Source organism: Clostridium sp. CTA-7 (genome assembly GCF_054768095.1).
In genome coordinates, this window is the sequence record NZ_BAAAAV010000002.1 from 240,941 (window position 1) to 258,725 (window position 17,785).

The following is a 17,785-nucleotide window of genomic DNA, read 5'->3' on the forward strand; positions in this document are numbered from 1 at the left end:
TAAGATTAAATATTATCCAGGAGGATTATTTATGAGGCTATATAAATTGATGATCGTAGATGATGAGGAAGAGATAAGGCTTGGAGTAATAAAAAAAATTAATTGGCAAGAATATGGTTTTGTTGTTATAGGAGATGCAGAAAATGGACAAGAAGCCTTAGAAATGGCAGAAAAACTTCATCCAGATGTTATAATGACAGATATAAAAATGCCTTTTATGGATGGATTAGAACTAGGTAGAAAAGTTACGGAAATAATGCCTTCTACTAAAATAATAATATTTTCAGGATCAGATGACTTAGATTATGCACATGAAGCAATTAAAATTAATGTAGTGGAATATGTTCTGAAACCGATTAATTCCCTTGAGCTTATAGAGGTTCTAAAAAGGTTAAAAGAAAAATTGGACAAGGAATATGATGAAAAAAGAAATATAGAAGTATTAAGAAACCACTACTTAGAAAGTATTCCTGTAATAAGAGAGCAATTTTTAATAGGAGCATTAGAGGGAAGAATAAGTAAGAATCAGTGGAAAGAAGAAGAAGAAAAGTTAGGTTTAGATTTTATAGATAAATATTTATCTGTAGCATTAGTCAGTGTTGATGGAATTGCAAATTTTAATGAAAAAGAAATAGGATTACATAGGAATATAGGATTAATATCAATTTCTATAAAAAAAATAGTAGATGAAACTATGAATAATTATTGTAAGTTTATTAGTTTTCCATATCTAGATAAGATAGTAATTTTAGCAACCTTTTATGAAAAGGATAACATAATGAATTTTATAAAAGGATTAAATGAAGTTTGCAAAATATTTGAGTGCGTTTTTGGTGAAACAGTATCTGCAGGTATTGGAAGAGTTTATGATGATATATCACAAATAAGATATTCTTATAGCACTGCACAAAGTGCATTGAGTTATAGACCTATTTTAGGTACTGGAAAAACTATATATATAGATGATGTAGAACCAGATAACTCAATACAGCTTCAATTTGACGAGCAAGAGGAAATAAAATTTCTAAATGCTATAAAGTTATCATCACAAGATGAAATAAAAGAAATCGTAGAAAGTATTTTTAAAAAAGTAGAGGAACATTTTATATCATTAGATAAATATAGAATTTATATAATGGAGATAATGACAGCATTACTTAAATTAACACAAGCTTATAATATAGATATAAGAGATATATTTGGAGAAGACTTTAATTGTTATTCATATTTAGATAAATTAGATTCAATTAAAGAAATAAAAGAATGGTTTATAGAGAAGGCAATAAAATTAAATGAATTTATAAAAAAAGAGCGCGTCAATTCTTCAAAGTTATTAGTGGAAAAGGCTAAGGAATATATAAAAAATAATTATAGTGATTATGAAATATCAGTAGAAAAGCTTTGTTCAAAACTACATGTGAGTCCTACATATTTTTCTACTATATTCAAAAAAGAAACTAATATGAGCTTTGTAAATTATCTCACAGATATTCGTTTAGAAGAAGCTATAAAGTTGTTAAATACAACAGATGATAAAACTTACATAATTGCTTTAAAGGTTGGATACCAAGAAGCAAATTATTTTAGCTATGTATTTAAGAAAAAATTTGGTATATCACCATCAAGATACAGAAAGAATTGAGTGAAATAAAATGCTAAACTCTGTTAGAAGTAAAATAATAAAATATTATAAAAAAGCTAGTATACAATATATTATATCGGTATCATTTACAATAGTAGCAGTTGTTGGAATGATAGTAGTTGGTGGAGCTCTTTATTTAAGATTTACAAATTCAACAGAAGAGATGGTATCAAAAAATAATAAATCTATATTAGAACAAGTAAACTTAAACTTAGATACTTACTTGCGAAAAATGATGAAAATATCAGATACTATATATTATAGAGGAATAAAGAAAAAGGATTTATCCTTTGAAGATATAAATAAGGAAATGGATTTGATTTATGAGGCTAATAAAGACTATCTTATAAGTATAAGTTTATTTTCAGATTATGGTGAAATAATAGCGTCTTATCCATTACAGCAATTAAAAAATAATGTTCATGCAATGGAGAGTGAATGGTTTCAAAGTGCAATAAACAAAAGAGAAAATTTACATTTTTCAACTCCACATGTACAAAATTTATTTTATGATCCTAATTATAAATATACTTGGGTTGTATCCTTAAGCAGAGCTGTTGAATTAACTGAAAGTGGTAAAACAAATGGTGGAGTTCTTTTAGTAGATATGAATTTTAGTGGTATTGAGCAAATATGTAAAAATGTTGATATGGGCAAGAACGGATATGTTTATTTAATAGACAGTACTGGTGAAATAATATATCATCCAAGGCAACAATTAATATATTCAGATTTAGTAAAAGAAAATAATTATGATGCAGCAAATTATGAAGATGGAAATCATATAGAAAAATTTCAAGGAAATAAGAGATTAGTGACTGTAAAGACAGTTGGATATACTGGGTGGAAGATAGTTGCCATATCTCCAATGTCAGATATTACAGCAGATTATTATGAAATGAAAATATTCGCAATATTTATAATGTTCTTTGCGATTTTTACTTTAATATCAATTAATATGTTTGTATCGTCTCGTATAGCTAATCCAATAAAATCTTTAGAGAAATCAGTTAAGCAGTTTGAAAATGGTATAGCAAATTTAAATATATCAGAAAGTGGCTCTTATGAGATACAACATTTAGGAAAAGCTATAAGATCCATGGTAAATGAAATGAACATATTAATGGATAATGTAATGAAGGAACAAGAAGAAAAGCGAAAAAGTGAATTAAATGCATTACAAGCACAAATAAACCCCCATTTTTTATATAATACTTTAGATTCTATTATATGGATGATAGAGAATGAAAATTATGATGGAGCTATAGTGATGGTAACAGCTTTAGCTAGGTTTTTTAGAATTAGCTTAAGTAAGGGGAAAAATGTAATAACTGTTAGAGATGAATTGGAACATGCTAGAAATTATTTAACAATTCAAAATATACGTTACAAGAATAAGTTTACTTATGATATAAAATCAGAGGAAGAAACTTTAAACCTTACTAGCATTAAGTTAATAATTCAGCCTTTAATTGAAAATGCAATTTATCATGGAATGGAATATATGAGTGGTGATGGAGATATATTAGTAAAATCTTATATTAAAAATAGTGAGCTATATATAGATATTATTGATAATGGCTTAGGAATGCCTCAAGAGGTAGCAGATAAACTTTTAACCAATGAAAGTAATTCCCAAAAGAAGGGTTCTGGAATAGGGTTAAGGAATGTACATGAAAGAATACAATTGTACTTTGGAAAAGATTATGGATTACAGATATATAGTGAGCCTGATGAGGGCACTACAATAAGAGTTCATATGCCATGTATAGACTTTTACAGTATTAAGGAGAATAAATAGTGAGATTAAAAAAGAAAGCAGTTTTTATATTTCTATTTATCATGCTTATCTCATCTTTTATATTACTTTTAAATAAGGAAAATAAAAAAGAGGTTAAAGTGTATGATGTTTCAGTAATAATAAGAGGAAGAAATAGTGAAAGCTGGAGGATAATAAAAGAAGGAATGGATCAAGCAGCTTCAGAAATGAATGTAAATATAAGATTTCTAACTTTATTAGAAGAAAATAGTGTTGAGGAGCAAATTGAATTAATAGAGAGAGAAATAAGTGATGGAACAGATGCAATATTAATATCACCAGCAGACTACAAGCAGATGGTAGATAAAATAGAGGATGTAAGAAAAAAAGTTCCTATAGTCCTATTTGAATCCAATATAGAAACGAAACAAAATATTCCATATATATCATGTGATAATTACAAGCTAGGAAAAAGTCTTGCAGAAGAAGTTGTTAAAAATGGAAATACAAGAAATAAAATTTATATTGCAAAAAGTGATCTAACTTGCAGTAGTATAGACGAAAGATATATGGGTTTTATGGAGGAGATAAATAAAAGTAAGAATAGCTGTGAATTCTTAGATTTACCAAAAGATGAAGGGGAATTTTATAATAAAATTAGATCTATTATAGATAAAGATGATAAGAAGGTAATAATTGCATTTGAACCTAACCTTCTAGAGCGTATTGGAAAAGCTAAAAAATATATTGAGAATAGTAATGATATAAAATCTAATATTGAACTATATGGTACTGGAAGTACAAGCTTAATAATTTCTTTAATTGAAGAAAATATAATAAATTCAATTGCAATGCAAAATGAATTTAATGTAGGTTATTTAAGTGTAAAAACTTCTGTATCAGAAATTGAGGGAAAGGGAATTGATAAGAGTGTGATAACATCAACAATAATTAACAGCAGAAACATGTACTCTAAGGAAAATCAAAGAATGCTATTTCCATTTGTTAGATAAAAAATGTTTTATGGGGAGAGGTTAGGGTGAAAAAGGGTAAAAAATTAATTAGTTTATTAAGTATGATCTTAATATCAACTCTTGCTGTAGGCTGTAATAAAGAAACTAACATAAAATCAAAGAAAGAAATAAAAATAGGGGTAACACTTTATAGGCAAGATGATGTCTTTATATCTACAATTACTAAAAATTTAGAAGAAATAGCTAAGGAAAATGAAAATAATAGCAAATCTAAAATAACTCTTGATTTTGTAGATGCAAAGGGGAGTATAATAAATCAAGGTAATCAAGTAGATAAATTTATAAACCAAGATTATGATGTTATATGTGTAAATTTAGTAGATAGAACTGCTGCTGCGACTATAATTGATAAGGCAAAGTCAGCTAACATACCATTGATATTTTTTAATAGAGAGCCTGTAGAAGAGGATATGAATAGATGGGATAAAATATATTATGTAGGAGCACAGGCAGAACAATCAGCAAGGATGCAGGCTGATATAATAATAGATCAATGGCTTTCAAAAAAGGATTTAATAGATAAAAATAAAGATAATAAAATTCAATACGTTATGCTTGAAGGAGAACTAGGACATCAGGATGCTTCTATAAGAACAGAATACTGTATAAGAGCTATTACTGAAAAAGAAATTCAAGTAGAAAAACTAGCAGATGATAGTGCAGATTGGCAAAGTGACCAATCTATATCTAAAATGAATCAGTGGATTAAGAAATTTGGAGATAGTATTGAGGTGGTATTTAGCAACAACGATTCTATGGCACTTGGAGCAATACATGCTATAAACTCTAGTAATGAATTCACTAATAAACCTTTAGTTGTTGGAATAGATGGAATAAAAGAAGCAATGGAGTCGGTTAAGAAAGGTGAAATGACTGGAACTGTGATAAGTGATTCTAAGGCACAAGCTAAAGCAATTTTTGATATCTCTTTAGCAGTATCTACTGGAAAAAATTTAGAAGAAATAGAGGGAATTAAGGATAAAAAATACATTAAAATACCACATACTAAAATAACAAAAGATAATGTAGATTCATATATTGATAATAAATAAGTGTTTTAAGAGAGTAAATTTTAAATTTTACTCTCTTAAAATATACCAAAAAATACCGTTGAAATATATAAATTAAATCTATAATTTATATATTGACAATAGAAAAAATGATGCTATAATTAAATCATAGTAATCCGATATGAATTATAGACGATGAAGAGGGAAAGTAATTAATGATAATTATCACAGAGAAGGTTAAGTTGCTGAGATAACCTATAATTTTATTAATGAAGTGCCCCTTGGAGTTTAAGTCCCGAATTAAGTAGGGGTTTATGGGATCTCCCATTATAGAGATAAGGTATTATTGTACCGAAGAATGAGATAGATATTTTATAATATCTAATCAGAGTGGAACCGTGGAAGTTTGCCTTCTGCCTCTGTATAGCACAGTGGTAGTAGGTTTTTTTATTTATAAAATTGCTTAAAATATTTAAGTGATTTTATATAAAATAAGTTGCAGGCCAGCAAAAAAATAATAATAAAATATAAATACTAGGAGGAAATAAAATGAATATTAATTTGATATTAGCTATTATTTTATCAATAGCAGCACTTTATATAATTTATTTAGTAAAAGCAAAAACAGGAAAGTTTTCTTATGCAACATTAACAGCATTAACAATAGGTTTAATACTAGGAGCTGTGTTTAAAGAAAATATAAAATTCCTTGAAGTTGTAGGTAAGGGGTATATATCATTAATTAAAATGATAGTAGTTCCTTTAGTTATGGTATCAATAATAACAAGTATAATTAGACTTAAAAACTTAGATACTTTAAAATCAATCGGTCTTAAAACATTAGCAATATTACTTGGGACAACAGGGGTTGCATCAATAATAGGAATAGTTATGGGTAAGATCTTTAAATTAGGAGAAGGAATAAGCTTTGTTGGAGCAGAAGGATTTAAAGCAAGAGAAATACCGGCATTCTCAAAGGTATTATTAGACTTTTTACCATCAAATCCAGTAGCTTCGATAGTTAACAATCAAATAATCCCAATAGTTATATTTTCACTTTTCATAGCAATAGCTTTAGTAATTGAAGATAATAATAATCCAGAAAAGGTTAAACCATTTAAAGATTTTATATTATCAACTTATGAGTTAGTTTTAAGTATAACAAGAATAGTATTAAAATTTATACCATACGGAGTTTTTGCACTAATTGCAACAACTGCAGCAACAAATGGGATGGATACAATAAAATCATTAATCAATGTTATATTAGCAGTATATATAGCTTGTATATTACAAATAGTATTAGTTCATACTCCTTTAATAGCATTTGTTGCAAGAAAAAATCCATTAAAGTTCTTTAAGGATATATTCCCAGCTCAAATTGTAGCTTTTACAAGTCAAAGTAGTTATGGAACATTGCCTGTAACAATTAAGAGCTTAGTAGAAAATGCTAAGGTTTCTGAAAATATAGCAAGCTTTGTAGCTCCTCTTGGATCAACTATAGGAATGAATGCTTGTGGTGGATTATATCCAGCAATAGTTGCAATTTTTGTAGCAAATGTATTTAATGTTGATATGACAATGTACCATTACTTCTTAATAGTATTAACAACAATTATATCTTCAATAGGTATAGCAGGGGTTCCTGGTGCCGCAACTATGTCAACAACAGTTGTATTATCTACTTTAGGATTACCTATAGAAGGTATGGCAATGGTTATGGCTGTAGATGCAATTATAGATATGATGAGAACAGCAACAAATGTAACTGGATCAGCAGTAGCTGCTTTAGTTGTAGATGAAACAGAAAAAAGAAAAATAGATAAAAAAAGTATAAGCAATAAATAAGGAAATAAAAGGTGATTAGAATAATTTAAATTATTCTAATCACCTTTTTAACATATAGAACTTATTTAATTAAGATACTAAAAATTATTTAAATAATAAGTTTTGTTTATATAATAATTAAATAAAAATTAAGAACTTTATTACATATTGTGTATAGTATATTTTTAGTATAAAATATATGTTAAAAAGTAGATTTTTTTAGGGAGGATAATATTCTTGAATAAGGGTGGAATTAGATTATATTATAAAAATCAAGAGGAACTTAGTTATGCTTTAAGAGACTATATAGATGATTATTTTGAAGGTAATATAGAAGATGAAGCATTAGAAGAAAAGATATTTATGGTCATAGAAGCAAACAAAGCAAAATTTTATAAAGACAATGAAATAGCTAAGAAGCCAAAACAAATTTTGGGAAAAACTAGATTAAATGTATTAGAACAAATAATAAAGAAAAAAGGGGCGAATAACCTAAAAAAATTATAGTAGTATGCAATAATTTATATTTTATAAAACTTTAAATGGTTCCACTAACATTTTGTAAAGTACTTTAATAATAATTGAAAATTATCAAGGAGGAAAAGTATTGAAACTTATCCTCCTTTTACCATTTAGTTTAAGTGTTTTAAAGTTTCTATATTAAACCCAAACATTTCAGGTATTAAGTTTTTCATATTTATATAATCTAAACTAAAATAATAGTTGGAGCCTTTAGTGAATAATTTTAAATATTTTCTAAGGTTTTCTTTAGACTTATCTAAATTACCTATTTTCTCGTAACATATTCCAAGTAAAAGATATATTTCTCTAAAAGCATCATACTTATCTAATAACTTCTCACCTATTAAAATTGCGGTATCATATTTTCGCATTTTAAAGTAAGCCTTTATTATTGTAAAAGTAATATAACTATTTATAAAAAAATTATCACTTAGGTAAATTGCTATAATATAATTATCTATAGCCTTTTTTAGATTCTTTAAAAGGAAATACTCATTTGCCAAGTTGTAGTAATACAGATAATCTTTTTCTTCATCTTTGTAGCTTAAGTATATAGAAATATTTCTATTACATCTATCATATAATTTCTTTTGATTTAAATCGTAGCCATAGTTATATAATATAATATCTAGGTTTAGAATATTATTTTCATAAGAATCAGTATATATTGAGTTTTTTATAGTTTCATTAATTTTTCCAGAAAAATAAAATCCACAATTATTCTTAATTAGCCTAAGTAAATATTCACCGCAATAAGGTTTGTTATCAATTATGTTTATAAGTTTTAATCTAAAGCCTATATGAGAAGATTTATCTAATATATTCTTTAGAGTATAAACTTGAGTAATATCTAATGATTCATCACAATCAATGTATAAAATCCAATCTTTAGTTGCATTTTCTAGCGCCTTATTTCTTGCTAAGCTAAAGTCATTATTCCATGGAAACTCTATTATATTAGCATTAAATTTTTGGGCTATAGTAATTGTATTATCAATAGATCCAGTATCAATTAGTATTATTTCATCAGCAATATCTTCTATGCTTTTAAGACATCGTAATATGTTTTCTTCCTCATTTCTAGCTATAATACAAACGCTTAAAGTATCCAAAGAAAATGTACCTCCAACAAAAGCTCTTCTATATATAGAATATGATAATACATAAAATCTGCTAACAATAGAAAAATAGATAATATTATTTATTTCTACTTAAAGCTACTTATTAGAGGTTATTTTATTAAAAATAATCATAATATGATAGTCAAAAACAATAATTAAAGATAAACTTTTCTTATATATTTATTTTTTTATATGCAATATATAAGAATGTACATAAGCTAAAATTTTCGGATTTAAAAGTTTCTATGAAAAATAGAAGTTTTACTATCATCTTCAAAATCTTTTAATGATGTTATATGGAGCTCTTCTAAAACATTATCCATTGTAGAACTATGAGTAGCTACTTTTATAGGAGAATTATAAGCAAAATTATCTACTGATATTTTTCCTTGTTCCCTAGGAATAATTGCTTTAGGTCCACCAACACAACCACCAATACAGCCCATGCCTTCTATAAAGTTTGCTTCTATTTCACCATTTAATGCCTTACTTAATAATTCTTTACATTCCCTAACACCAGAAGCTTTAATAGGTTTAAAGAGTTTATATTTTTCAGGATAGAGCTCACTAACAGCTTCTCCTATAGCTATAGATACACCACCTGTACGAGCATATAATCTACCACCTCTAGAAGCATAGTCTTTAGAAGGAATTCCCTGCAATTCTTCAGGATTAATTTCTAATAATTTGAAGATATTGTCTAGCTCTTGAAAGGTTAATACAAAGTCGATATCACCAACTAAATCAGGTTCCTTTGCTTCAGCTTTTTTTGCTATACATGGTCCTATAAAAACAACTTTAGCCTCTGGATTTAATTTCTTTATCACCCTTCCAGCAGCTATCATTGGTGAAACAGAAGGAGACAAATCGGGAACTAATTCTTTATATACCTTTTTAAGCATACCAACCCACATAGGGCAGCAACAAGAAGTAATCATTAGATCTTTAGGGCCATTAACATGATTGTTAAACTCAACAGCTTCTTTAATTGTAAGCATATCAGCAGTAAAAGCAACTTCAACCATATCCGTAAAACCTATTTTAATAAATGCTGCACGTAGCTGATCCATTGATACATTGTCTCCAAATTGCCCCATAATTGCAGGAGCAACAGCTGCTATAACCATTTTATTATTTTTTATTAAATCCACAATAGGAATGGAGTCAACTTTATCCAATATCTTACCGTATTTACAAGAATCTACGCATAAACCACAACCAACGCATAAATTGTAATCTATGTATGTTGATTTATTATCTTCATCATATAATATTGCATCAAATGGACAACTTACTTGACAATTAAATTTTTTATTATCATCTTGTTTACAATTAACACTACAACTATCAAGCTTTTCTATAAATCTCTTATTAACTTCATAGTTAGTAATTGCTTTTTTTAAGTTATATATATAATTATTATCAAAGTCTATTGATACTCCACAAAGAGATGTAATTATTTTAAAAGTTTCTTGTGGAGAAGTTTCATGGCATACCATAATTCTAGAAAGAGTTTCATCAAAGTTGTCTTCATAGTAAGATCTTATTAAAGCGTCAAAAAGATCATTATATTTATTATGCATTAATGTACCTCCAAATAATAAATTTTCTATAGTTTAGTATACATAGTTTACTAATTATTAATACTAAGAATTTTACAATATTATAATAATTATAGAATTTAATTAATATCTATATAATTTATAGATATATATAAATACTTTTATTTCATCAATATATATTATTGGTTCTTATTAATATATTTAAAACTTAATTATATTATAGACTCCTCTATCTTAAAAATACAAACTTAATTATGAAATGTTTATTTATATATAGACTAATTTGCCATTTTGTTTTATTATAAATATATAAGGAATAATTTGGAGGTATAATTATGGAGAATGAGTTTTTTTGGAGAGCTTCTATAGATGAAATAGAAAAGGGATTTGTAGAAACAGAAGAATATATAAAATGTATAGTATGTGAAGAAATATTTATTAAAGGAAGAATATATGAAATAGGTGGTAACTTATATGATGCAAAAAAGGCTGATGAGCTTCATATAAAGGAAAAGCATAAATCTATGTTAAGTTATTTATTAAATATGAATTCACTTTATACAGGGATATCATCATCTCAAAAGGCAGTAATTGAATTAATAGCTTTAGGACTTACAGATAAAGAAATAGCAGCAAAGTTAGGTATTGCCAATTCTACTATTAGAAACCATAGATATAAATTAAGAGAAAAGGAAAAACAAGCTAAGTTATTTTTAGCAACTATGAATTTACTTGCTAAAGATACAAATAAGGATATAAATGTGTTAGAAGAAGATGTTATTTGTGATGCACACAAAGGAGCAACAACCTTAGATGATAGATTTAATATAACTAAGGAAGAAAAGATTAAGGTAATAGAAACTTATATAGATGAAAATGGTGCGTTAAAAAGCTATCCAGCTAAAGAAAAGAAGAAAATTATACTATTAGAAGAAATAACTAAAAATTTTAATGTAGGAAAGAAATATTCTGAAAAAGAAATAAATAGAGTATTAAAAAGAATATTTGAAGACTATGCAACAATAAGGAGAGCTTTAATTCAATATGGATTTTTAGATAGATCTAAAGATTGTAGTGAGTATTGGGTGAAGGAATAATGATAAGGAGTTTTTTAGAGTTAAATAATGATGAAAAAATCTTAGCATTAGAGTTTATAAAGAAAAATGAAAATACTGATTTATCTTTAGTTGAAATTGAGGAAGAGATTAAAGGGAAGTTATGCAATTCTGGAGAAGGTGTCTTATTCTATTTTGATGACAATATAATATCAGGCAAGATATCAGTTATATTAGAATTAGTAAATAAATTAAAAACAGTTTATATAACTGGATTAATCTGTCCATTAGATAATGAAAAAATATTAAAATCATTAATTAATGAGGCATTAGAATTATCTAATAAATATTATGCTAATAAGGTTTTGCTTGGGATAAGAAATAGTAATTTGTTTAATTTGTCTGAAGATATTGGACTAAAAAGAAGTTATTCATCCTTCAATATGATTTTAAATAATAGAGAAAAATCAAATGATGTGTTAGATAAGATCAAGTTATCAAAAGAAAATATTGAGGAATATGTTGATGTATATAATAAGTCTTTTATGGATATGCCTCATGGAACTTATATAGAAATAGAAGATGCAAAAGGTTATTTAGCAAATGAAAATGACAATGACAATGAAGATTATTTTATTGTAGTAGATAAAGATGAAAATATAGGTTTTTTAAATACAATTATTAATGATAAAAAAGCTTTTTTTGATATAGGATTAATAAAAGAGTATAGGGGAAAAGGCTATGGTAAAAAATTATTAGAAACAGCAATACAATTCTTAAACGAAAAGCAAGTAGAAGAAATTTGCTTAACAGTAATAGAAAAGAATAGTATTGCCTATGAAATGTATAAGGGAAGAGGGTTTAAAGTTTATAATAAACTGAGTGATTGGATAGAATTAATGTAAATTCAAAGGGGGCGCGAAATGCGACTTCCTTTGAAAATTGTGAAAATTAATTTTTAAAATAGTTAAGTTGAGAGGAGTAGTATTCATATCTTACTAAATAATGAAGCTATTGACAATAGAAAGTGTGGTGTCTATGGTTATATTATTTAGGATTAAGAATGAGGAACCGTAGCACAAGTAAATGAGGTCTTTTGTAATACAGTGGTTCAATAAGATTCTACTCCACCATTTAAATGTACAAAAAAGAGGATAAGATTAATTTCTAGGCGAATCCATTATTTTGGGGATTTGCCTTCTTTTCTTCTACAACTAACGCCTTACGTTGGTTAAATAATATAAAAAAAGTAGAAAGCAGATATTTGTATCTGTTTTTCTACCCTTTTACAAACTTGTTATTAATTATTGTTGTTTTGTTTCATGATGAAGTGGTGGTGGAACTAGCCAACCTTTATCTTTCATAATTTGTAATAATGCTGCACCATCTTTTGCTTTTTTTGCACCCATTTGGCCAAATAATAACCCAACATCTTCACGAATTGCTTGACTCATTCCTTGACTACTTGCTATAACAGCTGCTGCTATATCAGCAGCTACTATATAAGCTATTTGTGCATCTTGCAATCTAGCTCCAACTGGAATTTGTTCAAGGTCTGCTTCAGGTCGTTCTGCTGGCGTGGGTGGAACCGCGATATCGTTATGTAGTAATACTTCTTCTATGTCTTTTATTGATGGTTTGATTGATGATTCAATTACTTGTTTTAAAAATGCTTTTAACTCTTGGTCACCAGTATGATTAATAAGAACTTGATAACTGTCTAATGCACCTTTTGCAACTGATAAAGAGCTCCATAGTCCAAATACCTCTCCATAATGTAAAGGCTCATCTTGAGGATTTCCACTTAAAATTCCCATAATAATATTACTTCCTTTCGTTATTAGATTCATAGAATTCTCCTTCTCATAGAATAGTCACAAAACTATTATTTGTCTAATAGTAGATTTTATACATATGATGTGGTAGAAGACTTGTTAATTATGGGAGAGAAAGTAGTAGCAGCAATTACGAAGATTCAGAAGATTTATACCCCTTCATCAATGCAATGAAGGCTCATAATATATTAAAAAACCTCACTTACTACCGATACGGAGAAGCGTACCTGTGGAGAACCAAACTTAAAAGAAAGATATAAAACATTAAAATCAAGCCAATAATATAACATAATAGAATTTGCTTATGATATAATTGGTTTAGTGAATTTTTTGAAGTGTAGATAAATAGGACTTTGAGGGAGGGTTTATGAATAAGAAATAAATAACTTTTCTGATTATATTTACATTAATCGCAAAAAAATAAACTTGAAAATATAGATTTTAAAGATTTGATTATTGAATTAAATGAGTGGTTTTTAGATACAGAAAAAGATGAAATATATCCTAACCTTAGGAAGTGGATTAGATATGAATCTTTAGGAGAAGATGCAGATATCAAACGAAGAACCCAAGGTGAAAACCCTAATATTATTTCAAAGCTAAACTGGTATGAAGAAAATACTAAGCCTAAATATGTTTATGCGATTATATGAACCACGTGGAGTAAATCATCTATGGATTCTAGAAAATATGAATTATGTTTTTTACTATAAATCTCAAACTCATTGAAGTTTGGGATTTATTTTTTTGCAAAAATTGAAGCTGTGCACTAATTACTTAGTGAGACAGACCCTAGTAACCAAATAAATATAAGATCTTGCTGAGAATGGCTTAATAAAAACCTCTAATTAATACAAAAATCTGGGATATTACGGACAATCCTCAATATCCTAAATTTTCCATTTTTCTTATAATTAACAAACTTATATTTACTTATATTATGTAATATTAAGGGTGATTAAAAAAAATTGCAAAATAATCCTTAATATGACATAATAATTGTATATATTAACCATATAAGTATCGAATTTTATAAAATTCAGGAGGTGAGATCTTAAGCATATACTCTTTATAATTAATACTAATGATAAAAGGTTTTCTTATATGGCTTATAGAATATTAACAACTATTTGATAAAGGAAGTGAAGAATAATGAAAAAAAATTTTAAATTTATGGTTGCAATTTTTTTAACATGTATTTTAGTTTTTAGTGGAGGTATATATCTATTAAAAAAAGAAAAAGTTAGTGAAAAGTTTACTCAGGTATTTGCATTTGGAGATAGTTATTCTGACAATGGAGAAGCAAAAAAAATCAGCGCACAAATTATGGCAAGCGCTAATAGACCTGATGATGCATATTTAAAACCTTCTGATGAATTATATTGGAAAGGTAGATATTCAAATGGTCCTACAGCTGTTGAAGTATTAGCAGAAAATTTAGGTGTACCATTAGTTAACTATGCCACAGGTGGCGCAACTAGTGGAGAAAAAAACTATTCTGAGTGGATGGATCACTTAGGAAATACAGGGGTTCTCGGACAAATTGAAAAATTCGAAAATAGTTTAAAGGAAGGTAAGGCTGATCCTGATGCATTGTATTTTATTTTCGCTTCTGCCAATGATTATTTTTCGTTCATGGATTATTCATTACCAGGTACAGTTGAAGATGTGGCAGATAAAGCTGTTGATAATATAAATAATGCTATTAAAAGATTAGTCACACTTGGAGCAAAAAACTTTTTTGTAGTAAACAGCAGTGATTTATCACTTGTACCTTATGAAATTACTAGCAATAGAACAGAATCTGCTGAAGTTTTTGTAAAACATGTGAATAAAAAACTTCCTGAATCCATAAAAGAATTACAAAAAAACTCAAATATAAAAATAATGATGTTTGATCTCCCTGCAATTAGTGACAATATAATGAAAAATCCAAGCAAATATGGATTAGTTGAACTAGATAAAGAAGCTCAAAGTACTTATCCAGAAGTTAAACCAGCAAGTGCTAATCCAGAACAATATTATTTTTGGGATGAATGGCATTATACTTCTACTGTGCATAAAATCTTGGGAGAAGAAATGTATGATAAGGTGAGAATGTTTAAATAAAGAAACATAATATAAGGAGGTAGTTACTCTGATTAAGAAATTTAAAAGTATTAAAACTCAATTTTTAATTATTACTATATTTATTATAATATTAGCACTAGCAATTGTTGGTATTAGTATTAGCTATCAAGCAAATACGCAAGCTAGAAAAGATTATCTTAATAATTCTCAAGAACAGATGAAATTGGCTGAGCATTCTATCCAGACTTTCTATGATCAAATTGATAAAAATATAGATATGCTAGCCACTAATCCGTTAATAGTTCAAGCAAACAAGGGTAATATTACCAGTTATGTCAATACTACGGAAGATACTAAAATGACACCCTCTAAGAATGGACAAATAGAACGTGACATTTATAATATATTTGATCAATATGCAAATTCACATCCGGGTACCATGTATGTTTATTTGGCTACTAAAGATGGTGGTTATCTAAATTGGCCAGAAACTAATATATCAAAAAAATATGATCCAACTTCTAGGGATTGGTATCAAAAAGGTATAGAAGGAAATGGGGAAATAATAAGAACAGCTCCATACAAAGCCGATACTGGTTCAATGATTATAAGTAATGTACGTTCATTAACTGATTCTAATGGAAATATATTAGGTGCAATAGGAATTGATGTTGAACAATCTGTTATTAGTGACATGTTAAGTAAAATGAAAATAGGTAAAACAGGTTTTTATATGCTTGTACATAATACAGGAATGATTATGGCAGATGGAAATAATGCTGATAATAATTTTAAAAATATAGAAGAAATTAATATACCAGGAGTAGAAAAAGTATTGTCAAAAGATTTAAAGTCTTTCGATGTAAATATTAATCAAGAAAAATATATTGGTAATACATATGAAATAAAGGGTACTGACTGGGTTTTAGCATCTTTTATGTCAGAAAATGAATTAATAGCAAGTGCTAAAAAAACATCTTTTATAGTCTTTGTTATTTCAATATTTATGTTAATTCCAACATTTATTTTAATTAACATTAGTACAAAGCGAATTACTAATCCAATAATTAAATCTTCTGAATATTTAAAAATACTTGCGAAGGGTGATTTCTCCCAAGAACTTGATTATGAATTATTGTCAAGAAAAGATGAAATAGGGTCCATTACCAATGGTATTAATAATATGAAAAGTTCATTAGTGAATTTAGTGGATAGTATTAAAGCAGAATCCTCCGCTATGGAACAGAAAGTGAATAATATTGTAGATAATGTTCAGATATTAAATAGAGACTTAGAAGAAATATCTGTAACTACAGAAGAATTAGCTGCAAGTATGGAAGAAACCTCAGCCGCATCTGAACAAATGTCAGCAACTTCACAAGAAATGGAAATAGGGATTCATTCCATAACGCAAAGATCAGAAAAAGGTGCTATTGCTGCTAATGAAATTAGTAAAAGAGCAACTTCCATTAAAGAAAATACCACTATTGCTCAAAAGAAAACTGCTAACATACTTCTTCATACAAAAACACAACTTGAGCAAGCAATAGCAGATTCAAAGATAGTTGGCGAAATTGATATCTTATCTAAAGCTATCATGGATATAAGCGAAAAAACTAATTTACTTGCATTAAATGCTGCTATTGAGGCTGCAAGAGCTGGTGAATCTGGAAGAGGGTTCTCCGTTGTTGCTGATGAAATAAGAAAGCTTGCAGAACAATCAAAAGATACAGTGCTAAAAATACAGGCTGTAACAACAAACGTTATATCTTCAGTAAATAATCTTTCTAACAATTCTAATAATTTATTAACATTTGTATCTACAGATGTTGCTAATGATTATCAGATGATGTTAGATGTTTCAGAAAAATATAACGAAGATGCTAAGTTTATAGATGAACTAGTAACAGAAGTTAGTGCTACTTCGGAGGAACTTTTTGCTTCAGTTCAAGAAGTTTTAGGAGCTATAAATAACGTGGCCATGGCCGCTAACGATGGAGCTTGTGGAACTACAACTATAGCAGATAGAGTTGCAAAAGCAACCTACAAATCAACAGATGTTATGCAGGAAGTTTTAAAGTCAAAAGAAAGTACTGATAAATTAGAACAAGAAGTAAATAAATTTAAAATATAATCTATTTTAGAGCGTGTAAATAAAAGAGAGTTCCGGTAGATAAGCTAAAAGAGTCTATCTTAATTTTTTATGAAAATGTAATAGAAGCTTAAAATTGAAAATATATTAATTATATTGTATATGGGAAAGTTTATATTTTTTACCTTAGGGTATGGTGAACCGTATCATAAGTAAATGAGGTTTTTACCAAAATTGTAAATAATAAATGTATTGA

The 17,785-nt window shown here is 27.5% G+C and carries 14 protein-coding genes and 1 other annotated feature; of the genes, 11 read left to right on the top strand and 3 right to left on the bottom strand.

Features of this window, described 5'->3' with window-relative positions; translation table 11 throughout:
* Nucleotides 1-31: 31 nt before the first annotated feature.
* The 6 genes from ACYUEX_RS04185 (at nucleotide 32) to ACYUEX_RS04210 (ending at nucleotide 7,779) form a co-directional block, all read left to right on the top strand.
* Nucleotides 32-1,642: a response regulator gene (locus tag ACYUEX_RS04185; RefSeq protein ID WP_460286683.1), complete on the top strand. Its 1,611-nt coding sequence runs from the start codon at nucleotides 32-34 to the stop codon at nucleotides 1,640-1,642.
* Nucleotides 1,643-1,652: 10 nt separating this feature from the next.
* On the top strand, nucleotides 1,653-3,443 hold the full coding sequence (locus ACYUEX_RS04190) for a sensor histidine kinase (RefSeq protein WP_460286684.1): 1,791 nt from the start codon (nucleotides 1,653-1,655) through the stop codon (nucleotides 3,441-3,443).
* Entirely contained in the window at nucleotides 3,443-4,414 is a 972-nt protein-coding gene (locus ACYUEX_RS04195) for a geranylgeranylglyceryl/heptaprenylglyceryl phosphate synthase (RefSeq protein WP_460286685.1), read from the top strand. Before ACYUEX_RS04190 ends, ACYUEX_RS04195 begins: the two co-directional genes overlap by 1 nt.
* A 26-nt stretch (nucleotides 4,415-4,440) precedes the next feature.
* Nucleotides 4,441-5,487 carry a galactose ABC transporter substrate-binding protein gene (locus ACYUEX_RS04200; RefSeq protein ID WP_460286686.1) on the top strand — a complete coding sequence of 349 codons (1,047 nt, stop codon included), beginning with the start codon at nucleotides 4,441-4,443 and terminating at the stop codon, nucleotides 5,485-5,487.
* A gap of 144 nt (nucleotides 5,488-5,631) precedes the next feature.
* Nucleotides 5,632-5,869 (top strand) — a binding site (T-box leader).
* 125 nt (nucleotides 5,870-5,994) lie between these two features.
* A complete protein-coding gene (locus tag ACYUEX_RS04205; RefSeq protein WP_460286687.1) occupies nucleotides 5,995-7,293 on the top strand; it encodes a dicarboxylate/amino acid:cation symporter in 1,299 nt (432 codons plus the stop codon).
* 216 nt (nucleotides 7,294-7,509) lie between these two features.
* Nucleotides 7,510-7,779: a TIGR04540 family protein gene (locus tag ACYUEX_RS04210; protein ID WP_460286688.1), complete on the top strand. Its 270-nt coding sequence runs from the start codon at nucleotides 7,510-7,512 to the stop codon at nucleotides 7,777-7,779.
* Nucleotides 7,780-7,904: 125 nt separating this feature from the next.
* Here the strand turns inward: ACYUEX_RS04210 and ACYUEX_RS04215 are convergent, their stop codons facing one another.
* Entirely contained in the window at nucleotides 7,905-8,906 is a 1,002-nt protein-coding gene (locus ACYUEX_RS04215) for a glycosyltransferase (protein ID WP_411168794.1), read from the bottom strand.
* Between the two features lie 242 nt (nucleotides 8,907-9,148).
* Nucleotides 9,149-10,498 carry a [Fe-Fe] hydrogenase large subunit C-terminal domain-containing protein gene (locus ACYUEX_RS04220; protein ID WP_460286689.1) on the bottom strand — a complete coding sequence of 450 codons (1,350 nt, stop codon included), beginning with the start codon at nucleotides 10,496-10,498 and terminating at the stop codon, nucleotides 9,149-9,151.
* Between the two features lie 314 nt (nucleotides 10,499-10,812).
* Here ACYUEX_RS04220 and ACYUEX_RS04225 point away from each other — a divergent pair, with 314 nt between their 5' ends.
* Together ACYUEX_RS04225 and ACYUEX_RS04230 are read left to right on the top strand one after the other, a co-directional pair.
* Nucleotides 10,813-11,574, top strand: coding sequence for a DUF2087 domain-containing protein (locus tag ACYUEX_RS04225; protein ID WP_460286690.1), 762 nt, complete (start codon nucleotides 10,813-10,815; stop codon nucleotides 11,572-11,574).
* Nucleotides 11,574-12,437 (top strand): GNAT family N-acetyltransferase, encoded by an 864-nt coding sequence (locus ACYUEX_RS04230; RefSeq protein ID WP_460286691.1) that lies wholly within the window; start codon nucleotides 11,574-11,576, stop codon nucleotides 12,435-12,437. The genes ACYUEX_RS04225 and ACYUEX_RS04230 overlap by 1 nt, the downstream gene beginning before the upstream one ends.
* Before the next feature lie 399 nt (nucleotides 12,438-12,836).
* On the opposite strand, the gene ACYUEX_RS04235 is transcribed toward ACYUEX_RS04230, so the two are convergent.
* Entirely contained in the window at nucleotides 12,837-13,382 is a 546-nt protein-coding gene (locus tag ACYUEX_RS04235; RefSeq protein WP_460286692.1) for a DUF3231 family protein, read from the bottom strand.
* 434 nt (nucleotides 13,383-13,816) lie between these two features.
* On the opposite strand from ACYUEX_RS04235, the gene ACYUEX_RS04240 reads away from it, so the two are divergent.
* From ACYUEX_RS04240 to ACYUEX_RS04250, 3 genes are all read left to right on the top strand, one after another.
* Nucleotides 13,817-14,020 carry a hypothetical protein gene (locus ACYUEX_RS04240; RefSeq protein WP_460286693.1) on the top strand — a complete coding sequence of 68 codons (204 nt, stop codon included), beginning with the start codon at nucleotides 13,817-13,819 and terminating at the stop codon, nucleotides 14,018-14,020.
* 499 nt (nucleotides 14,021-14,519) lie between these two features.
* Nucleotides 14,520-15,476 carry an SGNH/GDSL hydrolase family protein gene (locus ACYUEX_RS04245; RefSeq protein ID WP_411168788.1) on the top strand — a complete coding sequence of 319 codons (957 nt, stop codon included), beginning with the start codon at nucleotides 14,520-14,522 and terminating at the stop codon, nucleotides 15,474-15,476.
* Nucleotides 15,477-15,504: 28 nt separating this feature from the next.
* Nucleotides 15,505-17,571: a methyl-accepting chemotaxis protein gene (locus ACYUEX_RS04250; RefSeq protein WP_460287056.1), complete on the top strand. Its 2,067-nt coding sequence runs from the start codon at nucleotides 15,505-15,507 to the stop codon at nucleotides 17,569-17,571.
* Nucleotides 17,572-17,785: the final 214 nt, after the last annotated feature.